Origin of the sequence: uncultured Gimesia sp., assembly GCF_963972345.1 — a bacterium.
Taxonomy (GTDB): domain Bacteria; phylum Planctomycetota; class Planctomycetia; order Planctomycetales; family Planctomycetaceae; genus Gimesia.
On sequence record NZ_CAXAVM010000009.1, the window covers coordinates 18,442 to 43,566 of the forward strand.

The 25,125-nt window shown below is 50.7% G+C and carries 26 protein-coding genes; 12 read left to right on the forward strand and 14 right to left on the reverse strand.

Annotation, left to right across the window (positions count from 1 at the left end):
* Positions 1 to 19: 19 nt before the first annotated feature.
* The gene (locus AACZ40_RS02700; protein WP_291176837.1) at positions 20 to 1,339 is read right to left on the reverse strand and encodes a hypothetical protein; all 1,320 of its coding nucleotides are present in this window, start codon (positions 1,337 to 1,339) and stop codon (positions 20 to 22) included.
* A gap of 636 nt (positions 1,340 to 1,975) precedes the next feature.
* On the opposite strand from AACZ40_RS02700, the gene AACZ40_RS02705 reads away from it, so the two are divergent.
* Positions 1,976 to 2,908 carry a histone deacetylase gene (locus tag AACZ40_RS02705; protein ID WP_291176840.1) on the forward strand — a complete coding sequence of 311 codons (933 nt, stop codon included), beginning with the start codon at positions 1,976 to 1,978 and terminating at the stop codon, positions 2,906 to 2,908.
* A 27-nt stretch (positions 2,909 to 2,935) separates the two neighbouring features.
* Here AACZ40_RS02705 and AACZ40_RS02710 read toward each other — a convergent pair whose 3' ends face one another.
* The 3 genes from AACZ40_RS02710 to AACZ40_RS02720 form a co-directional block, all read right to left on the reverse strand.
* The gene (locus AACZ40_RS02710) at positions 2,936 to 3,964 is read right to left on the reverse strand and encodes a prenyltransferase/squalene oxidase repeat-containing protein (protein WP_339673163.1); all 1,029 of its coding nucleotides are present in this window, start codon (positions 3,962 to 3,964) and stop codon (positions 2,936 to 2,938) included.
* A 121-nt stretch (positions 3,965 to 4,085) separates the two neighbouring features.
* Positions 4,086 to 4,445, reverse strand: a complete 360-nt coding sequence (locus AACZ40_RS02715) for a 2Fe-2S iron-sulfur cluster-binding protein (RefSeq protein WP_291176846.1) — start codon at positions 4,443 to 4,445, stop codon at positions 4,086 to 4,088.
* A gap of 123 nt (positions 4,446 to 4,568) precedes the next feature.
* On the reverse strand, positions 4,569 to 5,039 hold the full coding sequence (locus AACZ40_RS02720; protein WP_291176849.1) for a universal stress protein: 471 nt from the start codon (positions 5,037 to 5,039) through the stop codon (positions 4,569 to 4,571).
* Between the two features lie 486 nt (positions 5,040 to 5,525).
* Here AACZ40_RS02720 and AACZ40_RS02725 point away from each other — a divergent pair, with 486 nt between their 5' ends.
* On the forward strand, positions 5,526 to 6,638 hold the full coding sequence (locus AACZ40_RS02725) for a hypothetical protein (protein ID WP_291176851.1): 1,113 nt from the start codon (positions 5,526 to 5,528) through the stop codon (positions 6,636 to 6,638).
* Positions 6,639 to 6,645: 7 nt separating this feature from the next.
* On the opposite strand, the gene yidD is transcribed toward AACZ40_RS02725, so the two are convergent.
* The 4 genes from yidD to AACZ40_RS02745 are packed head-to-tail and all read right to left on the reverse strand — an operon-like array spanning position 6,646 to position 8,667.
* Complete coding sequence (yidD, locus tag AACZ40_RS02730) at positions 6,646 to 6,897, reverse strand: membrane protein insertion efficiency factor YidD (RefSeq protein WP_291176854.1); 252 nt, start codon at positions 6,895 to 6,897, stop codon at positions 6,646 to 6,648.
* On the reverse strand, positions 6,897 to 7,301 hold the full coding sequence (rnpA, locus tag AACZ40_RS02735) for a ribonuclease P protein component (RefSeq protein WP_291176857.1): 405 nt from the start codon (positions 7,299 to 7,301) through the stop codon (positions 6,897 to 6,899). Before rnpA ends, yidD begins: the two co-directional genes overlap by 1 nt.
* Positions 7,298 to 7,735: a hypothetical protein gene (locus AACZ40_RS02740; protein ID WP_291176859.1), complete on the reverse strand. Its 438-nt coding sequence runs from the start codon at positions 7,733 to 7,735 to the stop codon at positions 7,298 to 7,300. Before AACZ40_RS02740 ends, rnpA begins: the two co-directional genes overlap by 4 nt.
* A gap of 5 nt (positions 7,736 to 7,740) precedes the next feature.
* Positions 7,741 to 8,667: a DnaJ C-terminal domain-containing protein gene (locus AACZ40_RS02745; RefSeq protein ID WP_291176861.1), complete on the reverse strand. Its 927-nt coding sequence runs from the start codon at positions 8,665 to 8,667 to the stop codon at positions 7,741 to 7,743.
* Between the two features lie 288 nt (positions 8,668 to 8,955).
* On the opposite strand from AACZ40_RS02745, the gene AACZ40_RS02750 reads away from it, so the two are divergent.
* On the forward strand, positions 8,956 to 10,311 hold the full coding sequence (locus tag AACZ40_RS02750) for an ABC transporter permease (RefSeq protein WP_291176863.1): 1,356 nt from the start codon (positions 8,956 to 8,958) through the stop codon (positions 10,309 to 10,311).
* 54 nt (positions 10,312 to 10,365) lie between these two features.
* Positions 10,366 to 11,052: an ABC transporter ATP-binding protein gene (locus AACZ40_RS02755; RefSeq protein WP_291176866.1), complete on the forward strand. Its 687-nt coding sequence runs from the start codon at positions 10,366 to 10,368 to the stop codon at positions 11,050 to 11,052.
* A 97-nt stretch (positions 11,053 to 11,149) separates the two neighbouring features.
* On the opposite strand, the gene AACZ40_RS02760 is transcribed toward AACZ40_RS02755, so the two are convergent.
* Positions 11,150 to 11,647, reverse strand: coding sequence for a hypothetical protein (locus tag AACZ40_RS02760; protein ID WP_291176869.1), 498 nt, complete (start codon positions 11,645 to 11,647; stop codon positions 11,150 to 11,152).
* A 499-nt stretch (positions 11,648 to 12,146) separates the two neighbouring features.
* Between AACZ40_RS02760 and argB the strand changes: the two genes are divergently transcribed.
* Positions 12,147 to 13,049, forward strand: coding sequence for an acetylglutamate kinase (argB, locus tag AACZ40_RS02765; RefSeq protein ID WP_291176872.1), 903 nt, complete (start codon positions 12,147 to 12,149; stop codon positions 13,047 to 13,049).
* A gap of 5 nt (positions 13,050 to 13,054) precedes the next feature.
* Here argB and AACZ40_RS02770 read toward each other — a convergent pair whose 3' ends face one another.
* Positions 13,055 to 13,549, reverse strand: coding sequence for a hypothetical protein (locus AACZ40_RS02770; protein WP_291176875.1), 495 nt, complete (start codon positions 13,547 to 13,549; stop codon positions 13,055 to 13,057).
* Entirely contained in the window at positions 13,546 to 14,535 is a 990-nt protein-coding gene (locus AACZ40_RS02775; RefSeq protein ID WP_291176877.1) for a hypothetical protein, read from the reverse strand. The genes AACZ40_RS02770 and AACZ40_RS02775 overlap by 4 nt, the downstream gene beginning before the upstream one ends.
* Before the next feature lie 160 nt (positions 14,536 to 14,695).
* Between AACZ40_RS02775 and AACZ40_RS02780 the strand changes: the two genes are divergently transcribed.
* From AACZ40_RS02780 to AACZ40_RS02810, 7 genes are all read left to right on the forward strand, one after another.
* Positions 14,696 to 16,645, forward strand: coding sequence for a hypothetical protein (locus AACZ40_RS02780; RefSeq protein WP_291176880.1), 1,950 nt, complete (start codon positions 14,696 to 14,698; stop codon positions 16,643 to 16,645).
* Positions 16,642 to 17,313, forward strand: coding sequence for an ABC transporter ATP-binding protein (locus AACZ40_RS02785; protein ID WP_291176883.1), 672 nt, complete (start codon positions 16,642 to 16,644; stop codon positions 17,311 to 17,313). The genes AACZ40_RS02780 and AACZ40_RS02785 overlap by 4 nt, the downstream gene beginning before the upstream one ends.
* Complete coding sequence (locus AACZ40_RS02790) at positions 17,310 to 18,488, forward strand: ABC transporter permease (protein ID WP_291176886.1); 1,179 nt, start codon at positions 17,310 to 17,312, stop codon at positions 18,486 to 18,488. Before AACZ40_RS02785 ends, AACZ40_RS02790 begins: the two co-directional genes overlap by 4 nt.
* An 8-nt stretch (positions 18,489 to 18,496) precedes the next feature.
* The gene (locus tag AACZ40_RS02795; RefSeq protein WP_291176888.1) at positions 18,497 to 19,450 is read left to right on the forward strand and encodes a metal ABC transporter substrate-binding protein; all 954 of its coding nucleotides are present in this window, start codon (positions 18,497 to 18,499) and stop codon (positions 19,448 to 19,450) included.
* Between the two features lie 2 nt (positions 19,451 to 19,452).
* Complete coding sequence (locus tag AACZ40_RS02800; protein WP_291176890.1) at positions 19,453 to 19,971, forward strand: N-acetyltransferase; 519 nt, start codon at positions 19,453 to 19,455, stop codon at positions 19,969 to 19,971.
* Between the two features lie 257 nt (positions 19,972 to 20,228).
* Positions 20,229 to 20,468 carry a hypothetical protein gene (locus AACZ40_RS02805; protein WP_291176893.1) on the forward strand — a complete coding sequence of 80 codons (240 nt, stop codon included), beginning with the start codon at positions 20,229 to 20,231 and terminating at the stop codon, positions 20,466 to 20,468.
* 161 nt (positions 20,469 to 20,629) lie between these two features.
* Positions 20,630 to 21,481, forward strand: coding sequence for a TatD family hydrolase (locus AACZ40_RS02810; protein WP_291176895.1), 852 nt, complete (start codon positions 20,630 to 20,632; stop codon positions 21,479 to 21,481).
* Between the two features lie 72 nt (positions 21,482 to 21,553).
* Here the strand turns inward: AACZ40_RS02810 and mog are convergent, their stop codons facing one another.
* The 3 genes from mog to AACZ40_RS02825 all read right to left on the reverse strand — a co-directional run bounded on the left by mog (position 21,554) and on the right by AACZ40_RS02825 (position 25,088).
* Complete coding sequence (gene mog, locus AACZ40_RS02815) at positions 21,554 to 22,096, reverse strand: molybdopterin adenylyltransferase (RefSeq protein ID WP_291176898.1); 543 nt, start codon at positions 22,094 to 22,096, stop codon at positions 21,554 to 21,556.
* Between the two features lie 122 nt (positions 22,097 to 22,218).
* On the reverse strand, positions 22,219 to 23,700 hold the full coding sequence (locus tag AACZ40_RS02820; RefSeq protein ID WP_291176901.1) for a proton-conducting transporter membrane subunit: 1,482 nt from the start codon (positions 23,698 to 23,700) through the stop codon (positions 22,219 to 22,221).
* Positions 23,697 to 25,088 (reverse strand): proton-conducting transporter membrane subunit, encoded by a 1,392-nt coding sequence (locus tag AACZ40_RS02825; protein ID WP_291176904.1) that lies wholly within the window; start codon positions 25,086 to 25,088, stop codon positions 23,697 to 23,699. Before AACZ40_RS02825 ends, AACZ40_RS02820 begins: the two co-directional genes overlap by 4 nt.
* Between the last annotated feature and the right edge of the window lie 37 nt (positions 25,089 to 25,125).

A 25,125-nucleotide genomic window follows, 5' to 3' on the forward strand; every position in this document is an offset into this window, starting at 1 on the left:
CAACAGCAAACAGAAGGGTTTATTTTCCTTCTGCAACCTGCTGGTTCTGTGGTTTGGCCTGAACGGGAGCCACCCGGAAGTTTTTGGGTAGTTTCTCCTTCAGCCAGTCATCCATTTCCTTGGTGACATCGGCATTGATTTTAGGGGTCTCTCCGGGTTGTACGATTGTGGCGATCGGCTTGATGACCTGTTTGTAGGCGTCATTGACCACAGTCTGATTGACCTGCTGTTTGACCAATCCGGTATTATCGGCCGCGTTCGCTGGCTTGAATGCCAGATAGACATTCCAGAAACAGCGTTTCCACCAGTATCCGGCAGTGTTGGCATTATAAGCCTGAACCATTTTTCTTGTCATGTCCACGATGGAATAGGTGATGAGTTTGATGTCGGCGTTCGCTTTGAGAGGCAGCTTGCCAATATTCAGGGCCGCAGTGGAACGGACTTCCCAGGTCCGTTTTGGATCACCCATGACATTCAGTAACGCGTCGGTAACGATGGGCCGCCGTGCGAGATTATCGGTGATGCCCAACGAACCGAGGGCTTCTACCAGACTGCGCTGATACCATGAGTACTCATTCACGGACGGGATCAGTTCGTCAATAATTTCCTCTGCGATTTTGATTCGTAACTGGTTGGTTGCATTCCCCGTCTGTCCGATGCGGGCCAGTCCATTCGCAGCGACAATCTTGAGTTCAGTCGGCTGTGTTTTATCGTTCAGAACTTTGATCAGGGGAACATAGGCCATCGTGTAAGCGACACGATCTATTTTCTTGCGTCGGTCTTCATCACGCAGATCAAGTTGTGAAAGTAACACGACGGCACTGAACCGGACCAGACGATGATTGTCGAGCAGGTCTTCTGCCCGTTTTGTCAGTTCTTCCAGGTAAAGTTCGCGTGCCTGAAAGTTTCCGGAAACCCGGCCGGAGAACTGAATATCACGCAGGATGTTTGCCCGCAGTTTGTTCAGATCGGTTTCATTTTCCGGTTTTTTGGGATCCTGCTTGAGAGTCATCAGGTACAGATAATATCGGGCGCCCTCTGCAATCAGCTTTTTGTCTTCGGCTCCATTGATTTTTCCCCCTCGCAGCAGCTCGTCGAAATCCCGTTGCTTGGTTTTTTGGAAACTGATGGCTTCCTCGGGAGTCATTAACTCTTTGTATACATTGAGCGCATTATCGGCTGCATTATTCTGGGCGTTGGGTTCTGCCGGTTGCTGGCCGAGAAGTATCGAACTGGAACACAGTAGCAGACCGAATGCCAACAGAGAATGTCTGAATACTCTGGCGGTCAGCATTTCAATTTCTGAAAAGGCCTGATACGAGCATATGGATTGTCGCACGGAAAGTTCCTTCATTCAACGTTCTGCTCGAACCCCGGTACATTCAGTTGCACAGGGTTTTCTCGGCTTCAATAGGGAGCGTTACATTCAAGGAAAATATTACACAAATAAGGCAAATAACTCTACGGCAGCCGAATAGATTTCCTGTGATTAAATGCCGACTGCTATTCTGGTTCCGAACGAAGCGGAATGAGGATATGAATCACTGATAATCATACGATAAATAAAGAGCAGATACCAACGAAATCTGCCATTTTCGAGCAGCAGGTTCAGGGAATGACCGTTCCACTCCCGCTTGTACGGTCAAAATAACTCGGTTGTCGCTGCAGGAATAAATTCCCCTGTCTTCGGTGGCTCTATTTTATTATCTTACGTTATCGCTTTACCTTACGAACTGTCAAGAATTTTCTCAATCCTGAAGCCGGAATTCTTTTGTCAGTGTGAAGCGACTCCGGATTTCCAGTGCGAAAGTAAAAGTGAATCAGATTCTACCATGATTGCTGGAAATACAGAAACAGCAACAGTCATTGATTGAGATGAGAATGTTCACTTTTCCCGGCTGTCTGAAGCAGTTTATGGCGGTTATCAGGATTCTGAGGATTGGTATGTGATTGGCCTGTCTGAAATGGATATCGTATGACAGTTTATATTCAGAGTAATACATTCTTACGACACCAGACCGGATCCCATCCGGAATGCCCTCTGCGTCTGGAAACGGTGATGAACCAGGTTTCTACGGCAGCGATTCCCAATCTGCTGATCTTGAATGATCCCCAGACCAGATCGGGAGAGGAGATCTTAAGGGTTCACCCTGAAGCATACTTGAATCAGTTACAGGCATTTTCAGCAGCGGGCGGGGGCCGCATTGAATCTGATACCGTGATGTCTGCGGACTCTTATCATGTCACCCACTATGCAGCAGGTTGCGCGGTGGAAGCCGTAGATCAAGTCATCAACGGACAGGTGAAGCAGGCTTTTTGTGCCATCAGACCACCGGGGCATCACGCACTTTCAGATCGGGCGATGGGGTTTTGTCTGTTGAATAATGTGGCCATCGCAGCTCGCCACGCCGTTGACTTTCATGGTTTAAATCGTGTGCTCATCGTTGACTGGGATGTGCATCATGGGAATGGGACTCAAGATATTTTTTACGAAGAAGAAGCCGTCTATTTTTTTTCTGCACACCGGCATCCGTTTTATCCCGGGACCGGACTGGGACATGAAACGGGATCGGGAGCGGGGCTGGGGACGATCTGGAACCTTCCGCTGGCGTTTGGAATCTCCCGCGAGGACTATTTCTCCGAGTTTGAGCGGATGCTGGAGGATGCAGCCACCCGATGCCAGCCTGAACTGATTCTGATCAGCGCGGGTTTTGATGCGCACAAGGATGATCCCATTGGTTCACTGGGACTGGAGACTGAGGATTTCGGGACATTAACCCGCCTGGTGAAAAGGATCGCGGATGAATACTGTGGAGGCCGAATCGTCAGTCTGCTGGAAGGCGGCTATCATCCTCAGAAACTGGCGGAATCAGTGGTCTGCCATTTAACGAGCCTGAGCGGAAACTGAGGCCGTCTCTGCTGGTGAGCACGTTGGCTATTTCTGGTAGATCGGCAGGTAGCCTTTATCCAACTGCAGAATCGTTGCATTGATGGCGGTTGTGTAAACCGGGCCGACATGCCCTTCCATCCAGGCACCGGAGGCGGACTGTTTGCGGAGAATCTGCTTGCCGATATCTTCGATATATTTATCCCAGTCTTTGGTTTCGCCGCGGTACATGACCTGGGCATAATAAAAATGGGCGTAATGCCAGTGGCCAAAATAGCGATTGGAGTTTCCGCCGGGCCAGATATTCTTTTGACAGAAATCGAGCATGTTTTTCAGGTGATCAGAATCGTATTCACCGGCATTGAACAGGGCGGCACAGGCGGCAGCGGTAATGGCAGGCCGGGCACCGCCCCCCCGGATACTGTCCTGGACGCCCCCTTCCGGAGTCGTGCAGTCGGAAATGTATTTTTTGGCGCGGTCGATGATCTTTTTATCCACGGGGATGCCGGCATTCCGACAGGCGCGTAATCCCTGGACCTGGGTAATACAGGTGGAACCTTCATCGAAATCATTGCCGTCTTTGGCAGAAACATATCCCCAGCCGCCACGGGTTGTCTGGGCGCCCGCGCAGAAGTCGACGGCTTTCATCAGTACTTTTTTCAGTTCTTCGCGGCGGAGTGCGTCTTCTTCTTCGCCATAAACCTGTGAGAGAAAAACCATGGAATAGCCATGTCCATAGGTGTAATGATAGTCATTTTTATAACCGATCAAACCATTAGGCTGGCTCATTTCCAACAGATAATCCACGGCGTTCTGGATGTTCTTCGCGTACTTACCGCGCGTCGTGGTAGAACCTTCTGCCAGCAGAGCATTTCCGGCGAGGGCTGTCATGGCCACCCGGTACTGTCCACCATTGGCCTCCCAGTATCCCTGGCGACGCTGTTCCCTGGCAAGGTATTCCAGAGCATTGGAAACCGCCTGCTGAAATTTCGGGTCACGGTTTTTGGCCGCAATACTATCTGAACTGGACAGGATCAGACCTGTCATTATCAGAACAATTGAAAGCATGAATCGCATCAGTTACTCCCTCTGTACAGAGGACCCGGCGCTTGTCATTCACCAGTGCCGGTAATAAATGAGAAGCTCTGAATCGACCGCAGATTGAAAAAAAAAGAGCTTCCCGGGTTTGGGTTTCGGATTATTTATCAACCCATTCAACAGGTTGAGGTTCGATTTCGGGTTTGGGAATATGTCCTGCATCAGCGCGCCCGCTGCCTTCCAGACGGCTGATTGCCCGGACGGTCATGTCATGATCGCAGAGAATCTGACAGCTGAGACGGCAGCCTGTGACATCACGTGCTTGGAGAACACTCTTTTCGGCGGCCGTCATTTTATCAGGTTCACCATCAAGAAATTCAACACGACATGTCGTACAGCGTGCTGCGCCGCCACAGGCATGTAATTGATCGACTCGGGCATCTTCGGTCAGTGCCAGTACCAGGCGCTTACCGGATTCCACTTCGAATTCTCCTACATTTTCAACGGTCAGTTTTGGCATTGTTTCCTCAGTATTTTCATTGGGGTTGAGTCCGGAGTTTCTCGTGAATGGATACGCTTCAGTACCTCTACGAGTCTCCTGTGATAATAACTCAATGAATTATAGTGACTGGCAGCAGATTATTTAAGTGGGCATTACAAATTCCCGTTCTGGGTGAGATACCGTCAGAACCGGGCAGGGGGCTTTGCGGACCACTTTTTCAGCCACACTACCCAGCAGCATGTGTTTGAGGCCTGTCCGACCATGTGTTCCGATGACAATCAGGTCGATTTCCGTTTTTTTGGCATAACGGATAATTTCCAGGAATGCGGGCCCGACACAGACTTCACGCACGATTTTCAGGTTTTCCGTGCCAGGCAGACCGGGCATTTCTTCCAGTTGTTTCTGCGCCAGGCTCTGCATGTCTGCTACCAGATCGTTCATCGATGTTCCCATCATATTCGGTTCCGGGAACATGGCGACAGCATCCTGCACTACATTCAGCAGGTGTAATTCGGCATTAAACCGGCTGGCGAGTTCACAGCCGTAAAGCAGCGCCTGTTGGCCGAATTCACTGAAGTCGGTCGGTACGAGAATTTTCTTCAAATCAATCATGGGGTCACTCCTTGTTTCATTATATCCATTACCTGCAGTCGCTTCAGAGACCTGTTTTGCACTTATCTCAATCTCTTCCCGGATTCGATCCAGCCGGTTCCCGCTCCAGCCCCGTCACAGAGCCTGTGATTCACAGCAGGTTCAATCCCTGCAGTTTAACAGATCCGGGAAACTGATTCAGCCGCTACAATCGTTAGTTTAGTGATGTTCCGTACCGTGAAACCGCTTACAGATAATACGATCGTTAGATCGCAAATAATAGATTTATCAATCACGACACCTGCATTTATGAGAAATCGTTTCAGTAAGAATAAACGGATGGCTGTTGAGTCTATTCTAACTGATTATCCACTTTCATATATGCATAAATGGCAGATTTAACCGATTTTTATTCCGTGTGCCATACCACATATTATGAACTTGTCAAATTGGGAAAGTGGTTTTTTTAATCGGCACTGTCTGATGGACACGGAAAGAGGAACGAAGATGTTACAGCCCTATTCGAAAACGATCTCATTATCACTGTGCGTGTTTTCCATGACAGGGTTAGCTGGCTGCCAGTATGCTCAACAGAAAGTCTATCAGCAGGCTTCCCGTCCCGCTCCTGAGTATCATGAGCAGATGGAAACCACGATTCCCCGATATCAGAGCCCGGGTAATTATCGTCTGGAACCGGCACCTGCACCGCTGGAGGACAGCTTTCCTCCAGCAGCTCCCCCCAGCCTGATTCCTCCCGGACCAGAGCAGACATCAAACAGGAAGACATCAGATATCCGCCGGGTTTCGGATGAAGCAACCGACGATGATTCTGCTTATTTCAAATCCATGTTTGAAGATGAAGCCGCATTTGATGCTGAACCGGAAGAGCCGGCCCAAAAGTACCTGGGACTGGTTCCTCACTATTCAACGGTTTCCTCTTCGATGTCGAATAAAGTCAAGCAGATGAATGGGAAAGTCAAAGGTTTCTACTCCAGAATGAAATCACATGTAAAAACTCCTGACTGGGTTCGAAAAGTTTCAGGCAGTCATGTCGAAGTCATCGAAGAAGAAGCATTTGAGGGAGAACTTTCCTGTATCAATTCGAGTCCTGAGTTCGAAGAAGCTGAGATGCCAGAGGAAATGCTGCAGCCGGAACCAGCCAATCCTGCACCGACAACACTGCCTGCCCCTCCGCAGAAATTTCAGCCTCAGCCCGAATTGAAATCACAGCAGTTACCCCAACTGCCACCTCCTGGTGAAGCAACCAACTTCAACAATTCGTGGAGAGTTTCTGCGATCCGTGAGCCATTGACAGTAGAAGATTTCTCAACTTCCGGAGATCAACTGGAAATGTGGCCTTACTCGAAACAGGTTCAGCAGCAGCAGGTCCGAAAATTTGAATTTAAAACGGCTACTCCAGTCTCGACACCAGACTTCAGCTCCGAGCAGCCGGCATTCAATCATCCCCGGGAACTGTCGGTCCCTTCCATGATTTCACAGGAAGAGTCTGTACCACTGCGAAAAATCAGTCATGAACAGAGCCAGCCTGTAATCCGGACCCAGACTGAAAATGTGGTCGAGGATACTCCTGTACTGATCACACCCCGTCAAGTTTACTAACCTGATTTCAGGGTGGGTCATAACCTCCAGGGTGAAACGGGTGACAGCGACAGATTCGCAGGACCCCTTTGCAGGATCCTCTGATCGCACCATATTTTTTGACGGCCTGAATAAAATATTCGCTGCAAGTCGGGTGGAAACGGCACTGTCTGCCTATCAGATGACTGAGTGTCATCTGATAGATGCGAACCAGACCGATCAGTATGCGGGCGGGAAGCTGATACAGCAAGCGGCCGAGTTGCAGGGCGATCTGTTTCATCAGCCAGGTTGCTGCTCCAGACGTCGGTTCAGTTTTTGTGAAAGATATTTGAGGGACTTCTGATATTCTGCCAGATCCCCCTCCCGATCGGCACGGGGAATGACAACCAGATCGAGGCCTGCAGGCAATCGAGAGTGGATCAGACGGAATGCCTCGCGCAGCAGCCTTTTCTTCCGCGCCCGTCGAATGGCGTTGCCGTTCTTTTTTGAAACACTGAGGCCCAGCCTGGTGTGCGGGAGTCCGTTTCGAATCGCAAACAGCAGTAGATTCTGATCGCCGGCCCGCTGTTTCGCAGCATAAACCGCATCGAAATCCTGCTGACTGCGAATGCGATACTCGCTCGGAAAACCGAATGCTTTGACAGAAGTCTTCTGCCGCTGAGAATCGTCCTGAGAGCCGGTCATGATTCTGTTTTTTCGTCGTCTGTCTCAGCTTCCGTATTGGTTTTCACGGGCGTTTCTGGCTGTTCTTTTTTAGGGGGATGCATCTGGTTCGGATAGGGACGCCGAATCATGCTGCGTACCGAATGTCCGAATAAGGAAGTGAAGATCAAAATCCCAATACCGGCGCCGGCCAGAAGCCAGACGATCAGGATCATGACACCCAGTTCCCGCGGACGTTCATCTTTTTCAGGTTCTTCTGAATCCGCCTGTTTTGCTGCTGGATCGTCGGGAAGTTCCATGCCCGGTTGTTCCGACTCGGTAACTGTTGTCGAACCGGATTCCTGCTCCTGTGCTGGTAAGGGCTGGGCTGACAGGCATAGAGTGAGCGAGAACACGCCGCACAGTAAGAGCTGGTTGATCCATTTACGGGAGCGGGAAGCGAGTTTCAGTTGCATCGAATTCACCATGCTTTCGATCGGGGTGATTCCTGTGGTAAGTCTTTGAGTTGTTCATACAGGGCTTTTGCCTGATCGCTGAGTGCTTTGGGGGCGACAATTTTGATGGCGCAAATCTGATCGCCGGGCTGCCTGGATTTCTGATCGATAATCCCTTTCCCCCGTAGTCGTAATTTGCTGCCACTCGAGGTTCCGGCAGGAATCGTGACTGTCACTTCTCCTTCGGTCAATGTGGGTACATCCACTTTCGCTCCCAGGGCTGCCTCGGTGAGTGTAATGGGGACTTCCAGTAACAGGTTGCTCCCTTCCCGTTTGAAATAGGGATGTGAACCGACTTTGATCGTCAGCAGTAAATCGCCCGCCGGGCCGCCATGAACTCCGGGGTTTCCCTGACCACTTAAGCGGATGACGGAACCATTATCGACGCCAGCAGGGATTTTCACCGTGAGGCGCTCGGCAGTGCCCCCTTTCTGGAGACTGATCTCATGTTCTCCGCCCACGGCAGCCAGGTGGAAGGGAATGTCGATGGAAAGGCGTTTTGATTCCCCTTTCTGCGGGCGGGGTTGTGCGCGACGGCCTCCACCTCCGCGAAACGCGCCACCAAATAAATCACCTAGATCAATGCCGCCACCACCAAAGAGATCTTCAAAATCGACCGGTCCCGCACCACCGGCAGACTGGTAATATCCTCCACCGCCGGGGCCTGCCTGCTGGAAAGAATGCCCGAACTGGTCGTATTGTTTTCGCTTTTTTTCGTCGCGTAATACTTCGTAGGCTTCCTGGACTTCTTTAAACTTCTTGTCAGCCGTTTTGTCATCCGGTGCCATATCGGGATGGTATTGGCGCGACAGTTTTCGGTACGCTTTTTTGATTTCATCAGCAGTCGCGCTGCGGGAGATTCCCAGAATATCGTAATAGTCTCGTTTGCTCATGGATTTGAAATTCGTTTGATGTACCAGGCGTCAAATATTGATCGAGAGAGCCGGCCATTCGAAATGGCCCTTTCACTCGTAGAATGCTTTCCTGAGAGATGCTCAGCTGGGAGCATTCTACGTTCGAAATTCACTGGTTTTCAAGTTAGCTCAGTCTATAACTGCTTATAAACAGTGCTTTTATTATAAGAATACGAATCTAAATGATTCATTGATGGATCGGATCTGCGTAGAATGCCACTACTCGGCACAGGCGGGATCGATTCAACAGACTGGAAAACAGCATTAATGTTAAAATTCGCGATAAAAAATCTTCTGAGTCGCTCAGTTCGCTCTTTTTTGTGTTTAATGGGTTTAACGATCGCCATTGCCGGTATGGTGGGCCTGTTTTCTATCGCGGGCGGGCTGGAAGAGACAGTGTCTCAGACGTTCGGGAAAATCTCAGGCATCGTAGCCATGCAGCCCGGCGCACCAATCCCATTGTTCTCGCGCATTCCGCGGGCCTGGGGAGCCGAGATCAAAGACGTGCCCGGTGTGGCGATTGTGAACCCGGAAATCTGGTCCCGGGTGAATCTGATTGAAGGGAAACCTGTGATCAGTCCGCCCCGTTTTCTGTTTGGAACCGATCTGCCCACACGATTAGAGTTGAAACACGGGATTTACCGTGAAGCCATCTATGAAGGTCGGTTTCTGACTCTGGAAGATCGTGGAACCTTAAATACCGTCATCAGTCGCCAGATTGCCGAGCAGCATGAAAAACAGATTGGTGACCAGATTGAAGTCAATGGCCAGACGATGAATATCGTCGGGCTGTACGAGTCGGGGTCGATTCTGCTGGATGTCGCCATCATTCTGGATATTGAAGTGGTACGCGAAATCACGCGGTTCGATCCGGAGAGCGTCAGTTGCTTTTACATCGAACAGTCCGGAGAAATTGGCAATGATGAACTGGTCGAGAAAATAAAAGATCAGTTTCGAGGTCGTGAACTGGCATCCTGGCAGCCGACTGCTCTGGCTCTGGCCAATTCGTCAAATACGAATCTCCTCCAGGATTTTATAACCGCCATCGATGATGCATTGAAAGGTAATACTCCCACTGAAAAGAATTCCGCCTCAAAAGCAGGACAGGGTGATTCGAAAGCAGCAATCTCAGATCTGAAAATAGAAAAAACGGAAGCGGAGTCTGCAGAAAGCGCATTGGAAGTCCGTTCTGCTTCTGACTGGGGCGAACGGCTGGATACGTTTACTGCGGATCTGGATATTTTTCTGGGCCTGATGACGGGGATTGGCGTTCTGATTGCGATGCTGAGTATTATCAACACGATGCTGATGAGCGTGATGGAGCGAGTGGTAGACTTTGGAATTCTGAAAGCGAATGGCTGGTCTGATCGGGATGTAATGCTGTTGATCACGGCGGAAAGTTCTCTGCTGGGTGTGCTGGGCGGTGTGCTGGGAGGGATCCTCGGGCTCATTGCGATCGCCGTCGTCAACTGGAAGTTTGCCAGCCAGGTGCACCTGTATGCCAGCCCGGGGTTACTGTTATTTGGTGTGGTCTTCAGTACGCTGCTGGGAGTACTGGGAGGACTGTATCCCGCGATCTGGACGACACGCATGACACCGATTGATGCAATACGTCGAGGTTGATCCCGACCCACCGCTGCCAGCGATTTTATTCCGGATTCAGAAAGCAGAGAGAGAATGATTGAAGTTCGAAATGTATGGAAGATCCACCAGAGTGGTGAGACGGAAGTGCAGGCATTACAGGGAGTGAGTTGTCGGTTTCCCGGCCAGAAATTTTCGTTTATCCTCGGTCCTTCCGGAAGCGGCAAAAGTACGCTGCTGTATCTGATGGGAGCGCTGGATACGCCCTCTGCAGGAGAGATATTCGTACAGAACCGTTCGCTTTCCACGCTGAGCCGGAATGAACGCGATCTCTACCGCCGGGAGAAAGTCGGGTTTGTATTTCAGAATTTCAACCTGTTGAAAAACCTGAATGCGCTGGAAAATGTGCTGGCTCCTTATCTGCCCCAGGGGGTGACGGCAGATCAGAGACAACGTGCCGAAGCATTACTGCAGCAGGTTGGACTTGGTAACCGGATTACGCATCGCCCCAGTCAACTTTCGGGGGGAGAGCAGCAGCGTGTCGCGATTGCCCGCGCGCTGTTAAAACGGCCTCTGTTGATTCTGGCTGATGAGCCAACCGGGGAACTCGATACCAGAACCGGTGGGGAGATCTTTGATTGCCTGCGAGAGATGAGTGCAGAGTACAAGACGACCGTCGTGATCGTCACGCATGATGAACGCTATATCCGGGACTCGGATTATATTCTTCACTTACGTGACGGGAAGGTGGCCGAAGATGAGGCATGCGAACCGGGGGAATAAAAAACAGCTGCGATCCAGGACTCATGAATCGCAGCTGCTCGCGTCGCAAGAAGATTGGTTTCTGTCTATCTGCCTGTTTAACAGGGTGTTTCTAATCTCAGACGGTATCGATTTTACCATCGTGTGTTTTACGGAACCCGGGTCCTGCCTCTTGAGGGGGAGTGGCATAGACATTCAGACGTACGATTTCCAGGTCTGTCAGGTGTCCTTCAATCGTGATGTAGGCAGAGGAAGGATCGCTGCTTTTCGTGGAGTCGGACTGTTCCAGGAAATTAAAGTGGAACCGGTTGACCGACTCGAAACGATCCAGGAGTTGCAGTAAATCAAACTGGAAGCTGGCGGCGATGAACTGTCCGTCCCGCTGACCTCCTACAATTTCCGTGCTGCCGAGAAACAGGCCCACTTCCCAGCATTCTTCTGTAAACTGACAGTCGAAGCCGACACGGCCGACTTCGTCAAAAGGATTAAAAATGTCGGCGATCTCATCGACAAAATCATTGATCCATGAGGGACGACAATTAAGGTTAGATGGTTCTGAAGCAAAGTTTTCCATTTGTTTCATCAGGTGTTGAATCGGCAAGTGTGAGTGGGCCAACGTTGTTTCTCCGTCTCGGTCTTTGGGGTCTCTGAGTTGTTGACAGGCAATGCAGTTCTGGTGAGCGAAAACACTCTCATTCTGTAGAGTTATGTATCGGGGAAATCCTTAGAACGACCACACAACATTTCATGGCTTCTGAAGAGATGGTTTGTATCAGGTGTGTGTCGGTGCAAAATTGCCGAACCGGACTGTCATGCCTTTCTCTCTACTTGCCGGGACAGTATTGATCAGTCCGATTGTGAAGCCTGACAGGGGTGTCATTCAAGTTGGATTATGCCAGATCAACGACCTGAAAACCGGTCGAATTCCCGATTTAAGATGATTGCAGTTGAAGTTGAGACAAAAATTGTAATTGCGAATAAAAAAAGAAAATCCACTGGACCGATCTGTTCAGCAGGTCGGGTACCTTGTTCCTGCCTGCTGCTCGTTTGACACTAACTTCAAGTCACTTACAATAGCTACCTTGTCTCAGGGTAACAGATCTGGAAGTGTTGATGTGTCCGGGAAGGATGAAAGGTTCATTGTGGAAGATGCCGTTCGTAAAACAGCCGTATTGATCGAAGCGTTAAGCTGGATTCGTCGATTTCGTGGCCGGTATGTTGTGATTAAGCTGGGGGGAAGTGCGCTGGAAGAAGAAGCAGCCGTCAAAAGTTTTCTGACCGATGTGATCTTCATGCGGACGGTAGGCATGCATCCGATTCTGGTACACGGTGGCGGAAAAGCAATCAGCCAGGCGATGAACTCAGCGGGGATTGAGCCCCGTTTCGTAAACGGACGCCGCTTCACTGATGAGCAGACTCTGGAGATTGCCACCGATGTGCTTGCCAATCAGATCAGTGCTTCGCTGGTTGAGGAAATCCAGTCACAGGGAGCTAAAGCGGAAGCCCTGCATTTTGGAACCCGTAACTGTCTGAGTGGGGAGCAACTGACTCTGCAGGCAGAAGACGGCTCAGACGTCGATCTCGGGCATGTAGGCTATGTGACAGGCGTCGATCAGGATCTGCTGGCGGAAGTCTGTCAGTCTGATGCGATCCCGGTCATCCCTTCCGTAGCCCTGGATGCGTCAGGACAGAAGCTGAATGTGAATGCCGATACAGCGGCGGCTGCCCTGGCCCGGATTCTGAAAGCCGAAAAACTGGTCTTCCTGAGTGATGTGCCCGGAATTTTCCTGGATCGGCACGACCCGCAAACACTGGTTTCCCATCTGGAGACGCAACGTTGTCGCGCACTCATAGCTGACGGAACGATCGATGCCGGAATGGTTCCCAAGGTCGATGCTGCCCTGGAAGCGCTTGCCAGCGGTGTGGGCAAGGTGCATATCGTTGATGCCCGGCTGCCGCATTCGATCCTGCTGGAAATCTATTCCGATAAAGGGATCGGGACAGAGATTGTCAAATAAGTCGCTCACGGCTCTTTGATCAGGGGAGTGGCATCTGCGTCCATAACGGGTTCTGATTTGGAAAATCCGATTTCCGGATGCCGAATCAGCCCTCCCCAGTGGGCGGCAGCACTCCAGAAAACAGCAATGGCAATCGTACCTGTCAGGATGAGCATACGCTGCCAGCGGGGGATCGTTTCCCCCTGAAAGCCCTGGAGCAGGGCATTTCCCACGACCATCGCCAGCACGACCATCGCTAACAGACAGGAACGCGCCAGCATCGCATGGAATTCAACCGTCTCTGTATTCAGTACGACCTGCTGTTCCAGCATTTCATAGGCGAGGGGACCGGAAAAGTAAGCGACTGTTGCGATCAGCAGGACTGTCAGTAACAGCCAGCAGCAGATTTGAAACAGACGCTCATCGCGAAAGATCCACGCCAGCAGAAACAGGATCGACAGGCCCCAGCAGCCGATAATGGGGACGTGGACCGTCATCAGGTGGACCTGAGCGGCGTTCATTTTCGACCTGTCTCAATGGCTTTGCTGGGATCAATGCCTTTGTCGACCTGGCTGTAATCGAGTTCGCTGCCCCCCATGCTGTGGGGGATGAGGTAGCAGACCGTCATGACGATCGTGGCTGTGAAGACCGCCGCCCGTCCGATCTTCGTATTTTTCTTATAGGGGTTGAGGCCGATGACCGAGCAGGCGAAAACCCATGCCAGGAACATGAACAGCATTTTGTTGTCAGTCCAGTCACCTCCCAGAGGAAAGCCGGTCCAGTATTCACCGAATGCATATTTCTGGACCATTGGCCCCAGGATCATGCCTCCGACTGTCATGCCACACAGCGTGGCCCAGGCCAGTTGACGCATATTATAGGGAGCGAAGAGCGCAGCCAGGCCGGAACGCATCCCCAGTAAGATGGAAATAATCATCAATGTCACATGGGGGATCAGAACGCCATCCGGGACAGGATCTTTAAAACGGATGACGACATTGTCGTCTTTGTTCTCGGGAAGCCGCAGTGGCTGACCGGCGATTTCTGCTTCAATGTAATACTCGAGCTTTCCCGCTGCCGGCTGTTTGGGTAGGTCCCCTTCAAGCTGAGTCCTGTTTTCCCGGGTTTCGATTTTCATGGGGACGGGAGTAAAATCGTCGTCAGTACGGAATCGTTTATAGAAGAGGGTAGCGGTTGCCGTTTTCGCTTCAGCCTGGGGGACAGGGACTTCCACAGTGGCGTCGCCCGTCGATTCATGCGTCCGAATGAGTTTCGCGACCATATTTTCTGTAACCGCTACCTTCATAGGATAAGTGGGACCTGTGGCGCGCTGATAAATCATCGCGGAGGCAGCCAGAATTACTGCCAGAAACCAGAGTGCGGTTCGCTTCAGGAGCCGCGTTTTCACCGGAGGGGGCAGTTCAGCGTTAACATCTTGTGATTCTTTGGTTTCGGGCTGGTCTGATTTCTGATTTTCTTCCATCGGAGTCCCTTTTTTCTCAAGCATCGTGAATTCTTTATTCGTAGTGTCTTATAAGCAGGCCACGATTGCAATTCTATACTGTGTCTCGGTAGGATCAAATAGTACAGAAAAGTAACAAAACCTGCCTGATCGCCACTCTCCTTATTGATTCACAATCATTCTGCTGCGAATATCAAATATGACCATGCGAGTTGCCAATACAGTCTGCGATTTTGAGAGACTGCCTGGTCCGAAGAACCGGTATCAACTTCTGTTTTTGTTCTGCCTGTCTCTGTTGATCGGGGGACTTTTTCCCGCGACGAGTGAGGCACATCCGATTTCTGTCAGCCAGGAAAATGTGTATGTGAAGCGGGATAAAGTTCTGATCTCGATGCAGATTTATGTAGAAGATCTGTACTTCTTTCAGAAACTGGAACCCGACGAAGAGAATATTGTTTCCCAGGCGAAAATCAAAAAAGCCATCGAACAGCATAAACAGTTCCTGCTGGACCGTCTGCTGGTGCGCGATATCAATGGAGAGAAACTGCAGGGGAAAGTGGTTTCCGTCGATGACTCTTCAGTGAAGCCTGAAGGGGTTGCGATGAGCGACCTGATGCAGTTTACGCTGGTCTTTGAACTGGAATACCCACTGGAAAAACCACCCGAGTTTCTTACGTTCAGCCAGCAACTGGTCGATTCCAACGCGGGTTTCCCGGCGATGGTTCAGTTCAATCTGAAACAGGAAGGTTCTGAAACTCCTTACGCCGTAGCCATGAAGCCTCGCGAGCCGCAGACGATTCGGTTTAACTGGGAACATCCTCCGTTAGATCCAGATGCATCGGAAGCAGACTGGCAGGCGTGGCTCAAAGATCGACGCGAGGAGACGCTCGGCATTACCAGCTACGGAACGATCTATTCATTTCTGTACATCGAAGATTTCGAAGTCAGGCACGAAATTCTGATACCGCTGGCAACACTGGAGTCATTCTTCACACTCGAGAAAAAAAATCCGGACTTTCTTTCGGTCGCAGAGCAGGAAGCGTCCCGTGCCAGAATTGAGGAGTACTTTGCGAAAGCCAATCCGATTGAGATCGATGGAATCACGGTGAAACCAGAGGTTTCCCGGCTTGATTTTTATGGTCTCGATTTCACCGACTTTGCCAAACGAGCCGAGAAAAAGCGTGTGAGTGTCGCCAATGCTCGCGTCGGGATCATTCTGACTTACAGTACCAAAGGGACGCCCGATACAGTCAAAGTGACCTGGGATATGTTTAATCGGAGTGTCTGGAGTGTGGAAGCGGTCTGCTTTGCTTTTGACCAGTCTTATAAGCCGGTGTTTTCCAAGCTGGAGCGGAACAGTGAGTTCATGTGGGAAAACCCGGGACGCAAAGTCAGCCTGGATGTGAATCCGGTCGCTGTCACGCTGGAGCCACGACCGGTGTGGACGATCCCGGTTGTGAGTGGCTTCGGTTTTCTGTTGGGGCTCATGATGTGTCTGAGCCTGGTTCGGCGGGGGCACTCCCGCAAGAGGACCCTGACCGCTGCTGCAATTCTGTTTTTTGTCAGTCTGCTCTGCCTGCCGCTGGCCCAGGTCAGTTTTGCCAGTCCACTGCAACCCGTACCTGAGATTTCGACTGAGAAAGCGGAAGCTGTTTTTAAAACGCTGCATAAGAACATTTATCGATCGTTTGACTATCACTCTGACAGTGATGTGTATGATGCCCTGGCGAAGAGTGCCGAGGGTTCATTCCTGGAGACCCTCTATCGACAGATCAACCAGAGCCTGAAAATGCAGGAACAGGGAGGCGCCATCGCGCGTGTGACTGATGTTGACTGGGAAGTCATTGAATTGCAAACCGACCGAAATCAGAATAATCAAGATCTGAAGGACGAACGCAGTTTCGCCGTAAAATCAACCTGGACCGTTGCAGGCACGGTCGAACACTGGGGGCATATTCATACGCGTACCAACCAGTATGAAGGCATCTTTTATCTGGAACCGGTGGAGGGCACATGGAAGCTGACCGGCATGGATCTACTGGATGAGCAGCGACTGCGCTTTCAGACCAGCCTGCGTGAAGTGAAAGAGGAAGCACCTGTGAATACCGAAGAGTCGACTCCCTCAAAAAAGACCGCTGATAAGAGTTCGCCATGATCCGCTTTCAACAGCTCCAGTTCCGATACCCGCACTCTGCCTTTCAACTGAATATCCCTCAACTGGAAGTCAGGGAAGCAGAAAAGGTCGCCGTGGTTGGGCCGAGTGGCTGTGGGAAAACGACTCTATTGAATCTGATCTCAGGTATCCTGGTTCCCGATCAGGGCACACTGATTTCCTGCGATGTCGACTTGAATCAACTTAATGACAGTCAGAGACGCAATTATCGAATCTCGAAAATCGGATTTGTCTTTCAGGAATTTGAGTTAATTGACTACCTGAATGTTCGCGAAAATATTCTGCTCCCGTACTATATCAATCAGGCGTTGAAGCTGGATCAGAGTGTCGAAGCCCGTGCAAGGGACCTGGCAGCTTCCATGCAGATCGACCAATACCTGGCAGGTCGGATCGATCAGATCTCGCAAGGAGAACGCCAGCGGGTCGCCATCTGCCGGGCACTCTTACCACAGCCGCAAATACTGTTAGCCGATGAGCCAACAGGGAATCTGGATCCCGCAAACAAACGACTGATACGGGATCTGCTGCTGGAACATGCCACACGGACCAATGCCACGTTGATTATGGTTACTCACGATGATCGTCTGCTGGATCAGTTCGACCGAACCATTGACATTGAACAGTTTCATGAAGTGGTATCAAAGTCATGAGTGGGATTTTCAGGCTGACAATCCGCTATCTGCTGTATAACAGGCTGAAGTCGATTACGCTGGTGCTGTGTGTTTCGCTGGCAATATTATTGCCGGTGCTGCTGCAGTTTGGAGTCACACAGTTTGAACAGGATCTGATGGCACGGGCTCACGCAACGCCCCTGGTGGCGGGGATGAAGGGAAGCCGTTTTGACCTGGCATTGCAGAGCATGTATTTCAGCCAGGCTGACCTGGAAACGACTTCAATGCAGGAAGTCGAAACGATACAGGAAACAGGCTACGCTCTGCCAATTCCTCTGGCGGTGCGTTTCACTGCGCAGCAGGCGCCGATTGCGGGAACCACGCTGGATTATTTTGAGTTCCGCAAACTTGAGGTCGCTGACGGTACGAGTCTCCAGCGACTGGGTGACTGTGTAGTCGGAGCGAATGTCGCAGACAGACTGCAGTTGAAGCCGGGGGACCGGTTAATGTCCGATCCCTTGAATGTATTTGATCTGTCAGGCAACTATCCACTCAAGATGAGAGTGGCAGGCGTGCTGGCCCAGGCGTTTTCACCCGATGACGATGCCGTGTTCGTCGATTTGAAAACGGAATGGATTATCTCCGGTATCGGGCACGGACATCAGAGTATTGATGCGGAAACCGATAAAGACCTGGTATTACAACAGCAGGGCCAGAGCACCGTAGCGAACGCCGCGGTTCCCCAGTTCAATGAAGTGACCGAAGAGAATCTGGCTTCATTCCATTTTCATGGTGATATCGAGTCTTTTCCCGTGACATCCATGATCCTGGTTCCCCATGATCCGAAATCGGAAGTGCTGCTGCTGGGAATGTATGATACGAAAGAGTCGGCAATCCAGCTGATACGACCAGTCGAGATCGTTAATGAATTACTGCAGCTGGTCTTTCGTATCAAACAGTTGTTCGATGCGAATACACTGCTGGTTTCGATTTCGGTAGGTTTACTGCTGGCGCTGGTATTCATTCTGTCATTGAGATTACGCCAGCGGGAACGACAGACGATGTTTCAGCTGGGCTGCAGCCGTTCTACAATCTGGAAACTGCAGCTGACTGAACTCTGTTTCATCCTGGCAGCCAGTCTGGTCATCGTTGCTGTTTTGACTTTAGTGTTGAGAGTGTATATCCATCAGTTAATGCGTATGTGGTTTATTTAGTGGTGTAAATGATGCAACCCATATTTAAAATATCGGTTTTATGCCTTGTCCTGGCTGTTTCTGGCTGTCAGTCGCAAACGGAAGAAATCCAACGGCCGGTAGCAGAGGAGGGGCCTCGACTGGTGGTCGTGGTCAATTATCCGCTGCAGTTTATCGTCGAATCACTGGCAGGACCGGAATTTCAGATTCTGAATCCGGTTCCCCCCGCTGAAGATCCGGAAACCTGGCTGCCCGGCGATGCGACAATTCAGACCATACAACAGGCAGACCTCATCGTAACGAATGGTGCTGACTTTGCAGACTGGGTTAAAAAACTCTCTCTGCCTCGCTCAAAGGTCTTACGCAGTTCGCTCGCGATCAAGGATGCGTTGATTACTGTTCCTGATTTTGAAGTGCACAGCCATGGTTCAGGGGGGGCACACTCGCATGCAGGGACGGTTGCTTTTTTCTGGCTGGACCCGCAACTTATGGCAAGGCAGGCTGAGGCGATTGCAGAGCGATTGATCAAACTGAATCCCCCATCAGAAAACGAGATCAGAGCCAACCTGGAAAAACTCAACGATTCACTGAAACCGATAAATGAGCAGTTGGATCAGATTCAGGAAGACTATCCGGGACTGGAATGGTATTCCCGTCGACCCGTGTATCAATATCTGGCGAGGCGCTGTGACTGGACGATGTTTCATCTGCACTGGAAATCAAATGAGGCCCCGAACACGGAGGACTGGAAACGGCTCAAGGCTTTACAGGAACAGAAGAAGATATCCCTGATGTTGTGTGAAACGGAGCCAGCCGAAGAACTGGTCCACAAATTAGCAGAACAGGGAATTACAGTATTCACACTGAACCCGCTGACGGTGGCTCCGGCACAGGGGGATTATGTCAGTAACATGCAGCAGCAGTTAACCCATCTGCAAACGTTTCTCAAACAACAACAAAAATCATCCACTCCAGAAAATTAATAATGATGCAGATTCGTTTTGAACAAACTGCGGATAACGCCGCAATCAGAACGGTACACGAAGCAGCGTTCGGTCAACCTGCGGAAGCGGATCTGGTGGATTGCCTGAGAGCGGCTTGTCCGGAGCAGATTTCCCTGGTGGCCCTCAGCGAGGATCATCAGCTGATAGGGCACATCCTGTTGACTCCCGCGAAAATCCACTATACAGACGATTCGAAGATCAACGGGTGGGGGCTGGCACCATTGGGCGTTTTACCTGAGTTTCAAAAGCAGAGAGTCGGGTCTGAATTAGTACAGGCAGGACTGCAGGAGCTACAAAAACGAGGGCAGCAGTTTGTGATTGTGCTGGGGCATCCCGAGTATTATCTCCGTTTCGGCTTTGAACCAGCATGGATTTATGGACTTTCCTGTGACTTTACCGGTGAAAACCGGGATGCGTTTATGATCCATTTTCTGGGTTGGGACCGTTTCCAGGAGAAACCGGGAAGAGCCCTGTATCATCCGGTTTTTTACTCGCCGTAATTACTACGACTGATTCATTTATACTGGAATTTTGTTTCTGCTTTCGGGGAAAGTGAGTTGAACTCAGTTGAGAGAGTAGGAAGTACCGATGTAAGGTATATAATAAGGAGTGAATCATGGAATCCGGGAACGGGTTCCATGACGCGTTTTTCGAATCCGCTGGGCCCTGCCTCAGGAAGGTCCATGCTGAAGATTTGTTGAAAACGCTCGTGTATCATCAAGGAGCTTCACCAGACGTAAAAATCCGAAAGGTTTAAATGATGCAAACAGCTTTACAGGTTTTGGATCGAGAGTATCTCGAAGCCCGTTGTGCCCTGGTAGAACTTGCGGCGACCTTGGATCGCATTGACCGGGCTCACGATCATGAAGAAGGGTCGGGACCCCTGCAGGATTCCCGGCTGGATCTCCTGAGTGAGGCCATCGCCCTTTTGCAAGAGGAGAGCCATCTGCCCAATCGATCAGAGCGGATGCTGTTGCTCTTCTCAGATCTCGACTAGTGTCTTATCAGACCTGGCATGGCATTTTGGTCGAAATGGTCCGCACGCTCGGTAGTGTGTTCGCCTGACATCGGCCACCTGTCAACACAGGATTGATGGACCAGTGGTCGAACCGAATTCCTCCCTGCCCGCTTCAATCAGATTTTATCAGTGAGACGATTATGCAAATCATTCAACCTCATTATCACGCTATTGCCCGCACAGCCCAGGACTACGAACGCATGGCCATGTCCGGCGTTGTTGCCGTTGCGGAACCCGCATTCTGGGCCGGCTTTGATCGCCTGTACCCGGAAACGTTTCTGGATTACTTTCACCAGATCAGTGAATTTGAACCGACCCGAGCTGCCGAATATGGCATCAAACATTACTGCTGGGTTGCCGTGAATCCCAAAGAAGCAGAGAACCCGGAACTCAGTCGTGAAGTACTCAAGCATATGCCTGAGTTTTATAAAAAGCCCACCGTACTGGGGGTGGGGGAAATCGGTTTCCACAAAACGACTAAAAACGAAGAAGAAATATTCGAAGCCCAGGTCGAGCAGGCCATCAAGTATGATCAGCTGATTCTGATTCATACTCCCCACCTGCAGGATAAAGTACGTGGCACCAAACGGACACTCGAAGTGCTGTCCCACATGAATGTCAATCCGGAACGGGTCTGGATTGACCATGTGGAAGAACACACGATCCGCGAGCCTCTGGAAGCTGGTTACTGGGTCGGATTTACTTTGTATCCCATCACCAAGTGTACTCCCAGACGGGCCGTTGACATGCTGGAAATGTACGGTCACGAACGTATTCTGGTGAATTCCTCAGCCGACTGGGGACCCAGCGATCCATTCACACTTCAGGAGTGTGTCGTGCAGTACCGGGCTCGCGGGTATTCCGTTCAGGATGCCATCGAGGTCTTTCACAACAACCCGGCTCGATTCCTGGGGCAGAATCCCAAGTTTGATATCAAGCCCGTTCGACTGGAGACGATCGAAGAGGACAGTGCAAATTTAGTACAGAATTAACTCTGAGATTCAGTTTTGAAATAAAAAACAGGAGCAGGGATTCGTCCGGATGCTCCTGTTTTTTTATTGCGCCTATTTCTTTTTAGGGCGAAACGCTTTGAGTCGAGCTTCATCTGTTTCCAGAAAAGGACCTTCGAGCAGATCAATACAATAGGGCACAGCGGGGAACACCGCGTCCAGGCATTCCTGAATCGCTTTGGGTTGACCGGGTAAGTTGATGATCAGCGTTCCACCTCGGATGACAGCTGTCTGCCGGGACAGGATCGCGGTTGGTACTTTTTCGAGCGAGACTTTTCGCATCAGTTCCCCGAATCCCGGCATCTCTTTTTCAGAGACAGCGAGTGTCGCTTCGGGTGTGATATCCCGTTTCGCCGGGCCGGTCCCGCCCGTGGTCACAACCAGGCAGCACTGCTCCTGGTCACAAAGATCTTTCAGAGTTTTCGTGATTGTCTGCAGTTCATCGGGAATGACGCGTGCGACAGGCAGCCAGTCACTGGTCAGGACTTCCGAAAGATAGTCCTGGATCGCAGGACCTCCGCGGTCTTCATATTCTCCGCGGCTGGCGCGGTCGGAAACCGTTACAATTCCAATGCGGGCAATATTTGAATGTGGCACAGGGAAACTTTCTGTTAGCAAAATATCAAGTAACTTCTGCCACAATACCATATAACCGGTCAGCCCGATTCGCAAGGCAAGCAATCCAGGACCAGATCTGTCTGCTTAAAACCGAAATCCTTTCACTCGCTATTATGATGAGTGCTGATCACAGGTGGTTGTGCAGCGGGTAGCTCTGTCTTGGCCCCCTTTGCATCTGACGTGGAATGCTGAAAAACAGAGCCACGTTGTTGAATCAGTTCTTTTGCAGCGTGATAACGGGATGCCACACCGAACTGTGGATAAAGCCCCCCACCCAGAATGAGCGCGACCAGGATCAGAATTGCGATATGTTCAGAAACACGGGCCCTCAGCGAGATAGATGCGACATGGCGTGTACCGGTAAAGACCCGAAAATAGGCACGTAAAATTGCGATGCTGTTTAAAGCCGCCGCAATCAATACTGCTGTTCCCACCAGTGGATAAACTTCAATAGCGCCTTCCACCAGTAACTCCGTTGCAATGAACCCCAGGGTCCCGGGGAAACCGATTGAGGCGAGTCCTGTAACGAGAAACAGTGCCGCCAGAGTCGGTGTATGCTCGTAAAGCCCATGGTATTTTGTAAGAGAAATCTGTCCAATGCGTGCTTCCACTGAACGAAAGGTTAACGCAAAACCTGCCAGGGAAATACCGACTGAAATCCAGACACACAGTCCACCGGTCAATCCCAGGGGAGTTGCCATTTCCAGGCCTACCAGTACCAGAGAAGAATGGCTAAGAAACAGATAGCAGAAAAATCGTCGTGCTTCTTTCTGTACTAATGCCATGCCGGCAGCATAGACAGCCGTGGTCAGAGAAATCAGTGCGATACCCTGGAGAGCCCAGTCAGGCGCGATCGGATATACGAGTCGCATGACGGCATACGCTCCTGTCATTGGCGTGACAAACAGCAAGGCCGTTCCAAAAGTGACTTTTTCAAACAGATCTGTCATCCAGCAGTGCAGCGGTACGATTCCACTCCGCAACAGAGCGGCAGTGGTGAGCAGGGCACCGGCCATCAGTGTGATAGCATCATGCGCGTTTCCGAAACCAGACAGAACTCCTCCTGATACCAGTAAGGCGACAAAGAGACCCATATGCAGTACATAAACGCGGGGAGATTCTCTATGCGATTTGATTTCCAGGTAAGGCGGGATCGTTGCTACTGAAAGCAGGGAGATAATCACCCAGGGTTCCCGACTGCTGAGCGTTGCTAATAGAATGGCTTCCGATAACAGAGTCCTGCTGAATGAGAAGCGGTGTCCTTTGGTTTTTAAAGTAGAAAGTACGGTCAGCAGATACAGCAGCGCACCCAGAGGGAGTAACGGGGCGCTCAATTCGTCTACAATGAAGATGTCTTTATCCCAGAGTAGTTTTGTAAGACGGAAATGATCTGCCGCTGCAAAGGTCTGCAGACTGACAAAGTCTATCCAGCCGACGACTGTGTTCAGAAAGACGAGGGTGCAGATGATAAGACAGCGTTTGTAGGCAATATCACGATTCTGTGTCGTCTTAAGCCAGAGTGAACCAGCCAGAGAAATCAGGATCGATATCTCCATCCAGGGAAGGTGAAGTTCAGGAATCATAGGTAATCCTCCATCGAGTCAGAACGTGTTTTGATCGGATCCGACTTTTTGGATTCATTGCCGGTGAGCAGTTTGTTCCAGCGGCGTTCCATGTTATCACACCAACAGAACAGGGAGATAAACGGACGGACGATGAACTGGTCGCTCAAGACATCCAGGTAACCCCGTTCGAGCGAAAATCGATAGAGTCGGTTGCGATATTGTTCTGGAATCACCCGAATAAAAATTGATTTCTTATGGGAAAGCGGGGAGCCAATCGCATTTTCCAGCGTGTGATAATCGTGCAGTAAAGTAGGGGCTCGCAGTAGTTGCAGCGTTCGCAGGCAGGCATGACCGATGATGTGAATCAGTGCAATGTAGCGTAGCCCACAGCCGATTTCGACAACAATAATACCCACCTGGGTCAGAGAGGCGAACGCCAGGGCACTTTTGATATCTGTCTGCACCCGGGCTACCAGGGTTCCATAGATTGCTGAGATCAACCCGAGCAAGATGACGGCGATTCTTAACGTCAGGGACAGTTCGAGAATCGGGCTGACTCGTAACAGCAGGTAGGCTCCCAGGTGGACAGACAGAGAGCCATAAAAAATCGCGCTGGATGGGGTGGGCCCTTCCATGGCTCGAGGCAGCCAGCTGGAGAACGGGACGAGTGCTGATTTTCCGGCGGCGGCAATTAACAGCAGTATTCCGACAATCAGGGCATGTTGTTCGGTAATCGTCGCATGACCGTCGGGCCATGAACCGGTTCCCATCAGGCCTACGAAATCACCGGCTCCCGTTAAATGGTGCAGCATCAATGCGGCTAACAGAAAAGCGGCATCCGCAATCCGGTAAATGGTCCAGATGCGCATTCCATTTCGAACCGGGTTGACTTTTTCATGAAAAAAAGCAACCAGTAATGCCGAAGACAGACCGACGAGTTCCCATCCGAAAAAGAGCGTCTCAATCGTACCTGCCAGTGAAGAGACCACCATGCCAAGTAGAAAAATGGAATAACAGACGAAGAAGCGATTGTAGCCGGGGTCGCGGTGCAGATAGCGGCTGGCGAATGCCCCCACGGTACCACAGAGAATAAATGAAAGGATACAGAAGGGAATCGAGAGACGATCAAAAATAAATTTCAAATGAAAGTGAAAATGCTGTTCAGGAATAACCACCCAGTTACCAAGCTCAATCGGGACATATCTTATTCCATAAGACAGCATCAGTCCCAGGATCGTCATGGAGGCAAACAGGCCAATCAAGACCAGTGTCTGGGTGGCGCGAGCGATTATTCGTTCCCCGACTGGTCTGCCAATCAGAGATGTGATGCCGAGGATCGCGAACAGCAGTGCAGGGCTGGCTACGACACACACGCCTGAAAAGTGAAATACAGTATCAGAGTTCATGGTGATCCAGATGTCTAATTCAGAACTGAGGAAATCG

Excerpts from the sequence above, each read along its gene's own strand:
- AACZ40_RS02715 (WP_291176846.1), bottom strand. The coding sequence starts at position 4,445 with ATGCCAAAACTGACCGTTGAAAATGTAGGAGAATTCGAAGTGGAATCC.
- AACZ40_RS02725 (WP_291176851.1), top strand. The coding sequence starts at position 5,526 with ATGTTACAGCCCTATTCGAAAACGATCTCATTATCACTGTGCGTGTTT.
- AACZ40_RS02780 (WP_291176880.1), top strand. The coding sequence starts at position 14,696 with ATGCGAGTTGCCAATACAGTCTGCGATTTTGAGAGACTGCCTGGTCCG.
- AACZ40_RS02720 (WP_291176849.1), bottom strand. The coding sequence starts at position 5,039 with ATGATTGATTTGAAGAAAATTCTCGTACCGACCGACTTCAGTGAATTC.
- yidD (WP_291176854.1), bottom strand. The coding sequence starts at position 6,897 with ATGAAACAGATCGCCCTGCAACTCGGCCGCTTGCTGTATCAGCTTCCC.
- AACZ40_RS02825 (WP_291176904.1), bottom strand. The coding sequence starts at position 25,088 with ATGAACTCTGATACTGTATTTCACTTTTCAGGCGTGTGTGTCGTAGCC.
- AACZ40_RS02745 (WP_291176861.1), bottom strand. The coding sequence starts at position 8,667 with ATGAGCAAACGAGACTATTACGATATTCTGGGAATCTCCCGCAGCGCG.
- AACZ40_RS02800 (WP_291176890.1), top strand. The coding sequence starts at position 19,453 with ATGATGCAGATTCGTTTTGAACAAACTGCGGATAACGCCGCAATCAGA.
- AACZ40_RS02775 (WP_291176877.1), bottom strand. The coding sequence starts at position 14,535 with ATGCTTGAGAAAAAAGGGACTCCGATGGAAGAAAATCAGAAATCAGAC.
- AACZ40_RS02790 (WP_291176886.1), top strand. The coding sequence starts at position 17,310 with ATGAGTGGGATTTTCAGGCTGACAATCCGCTATCTGCTGTATAACAGG.
- AACZ40_RS02795 (WP_291176888.1), top strand. The coding sequence starts at position 18,497 with ATGATGCAACCCATATTTAAAATATCGGTTTTATGCCTTGTCCTGGCT.
- AACZ40_RS02785 (WP_291176883.1), top strand. The coding sequence starts at position 16,642 with ATGATCCGCTTTCAACAGCTCCAGTTCCGATACCCGCACTCTGCCTTT.
- AACZ40_RS02750 (WP_291176863.1), top strand. The coding sequence starts at position 8,956 with ATGTTAAAATTCGCGATAAAAAATCTTCTGAGTCGCTCAGTTCGCTCT.
- AACZ40_RS02740 (WP_291176859.1), bottom strand. The coding sequence starts at position 7,735 with ATGCAACTGAAACTCGCTTCCCGCTCCCGTAAATGGATCAACCAGCTC.
- AACZ40_RS02810 (WP_291176895.1), top strand. The coding sequence starts at position 20,630 with ATGCAAATCATTCAACCTCATTATCACGCTATTGCCCGCACAGCCCAG.
- AACZ40_RS02710 (WP_339673163.1), bottom strand. The coding sequence starts at position 3,964 with ATGCGATTCATGCTTTCAATTGTTCTGATAATGACAGGTCTGATCCTG.
- AACZ40_RS02705 (WP_291176840.1), top strand. The coding sequence starts at position 1,976 with ATGACAGTTTATATTCAGAGTAATACATTCTTACGACACCAGACCGGA.
- AACZ40_RS02805 (WP_291176893.1), top strand. The coding sequence starts at position 20,229 with ATGATGCAAACAGCTTTACAGGTTTTGGATCGAGAGTATCTCGAAGCC.
- rnpA (WP_291176857.1), bottom strand. The coding sequence starts at position 7,301 with ATGACCGGCTCTCAGGACGATTCTCAGCGGCAGAAGACTTCTGTCAAA.
- AACZ40_RS02820 (WP_291176901.1), bottom strand. The coding sequence starts at position 23,700 with ATGATTCCTGAACTTCACCTTCCCTGGATGGAGATATCGATCCTGATT.
- AACZ40_RS02755 (WP_291176866.1), top strand. The coding sequence starts at position 10,366 with ATGATTGAAGTTCGAAATGTATGGAAGATCCACCAGAGTGGTGAGACG.
- AACZ40_RS02770 (WP_291176875.1), bottom strand. The coding sequence starts at position 13,549 with ATGAACGCCGCTCAGGTCCACCTGATGACGGTCCACGTCCCCATTATC.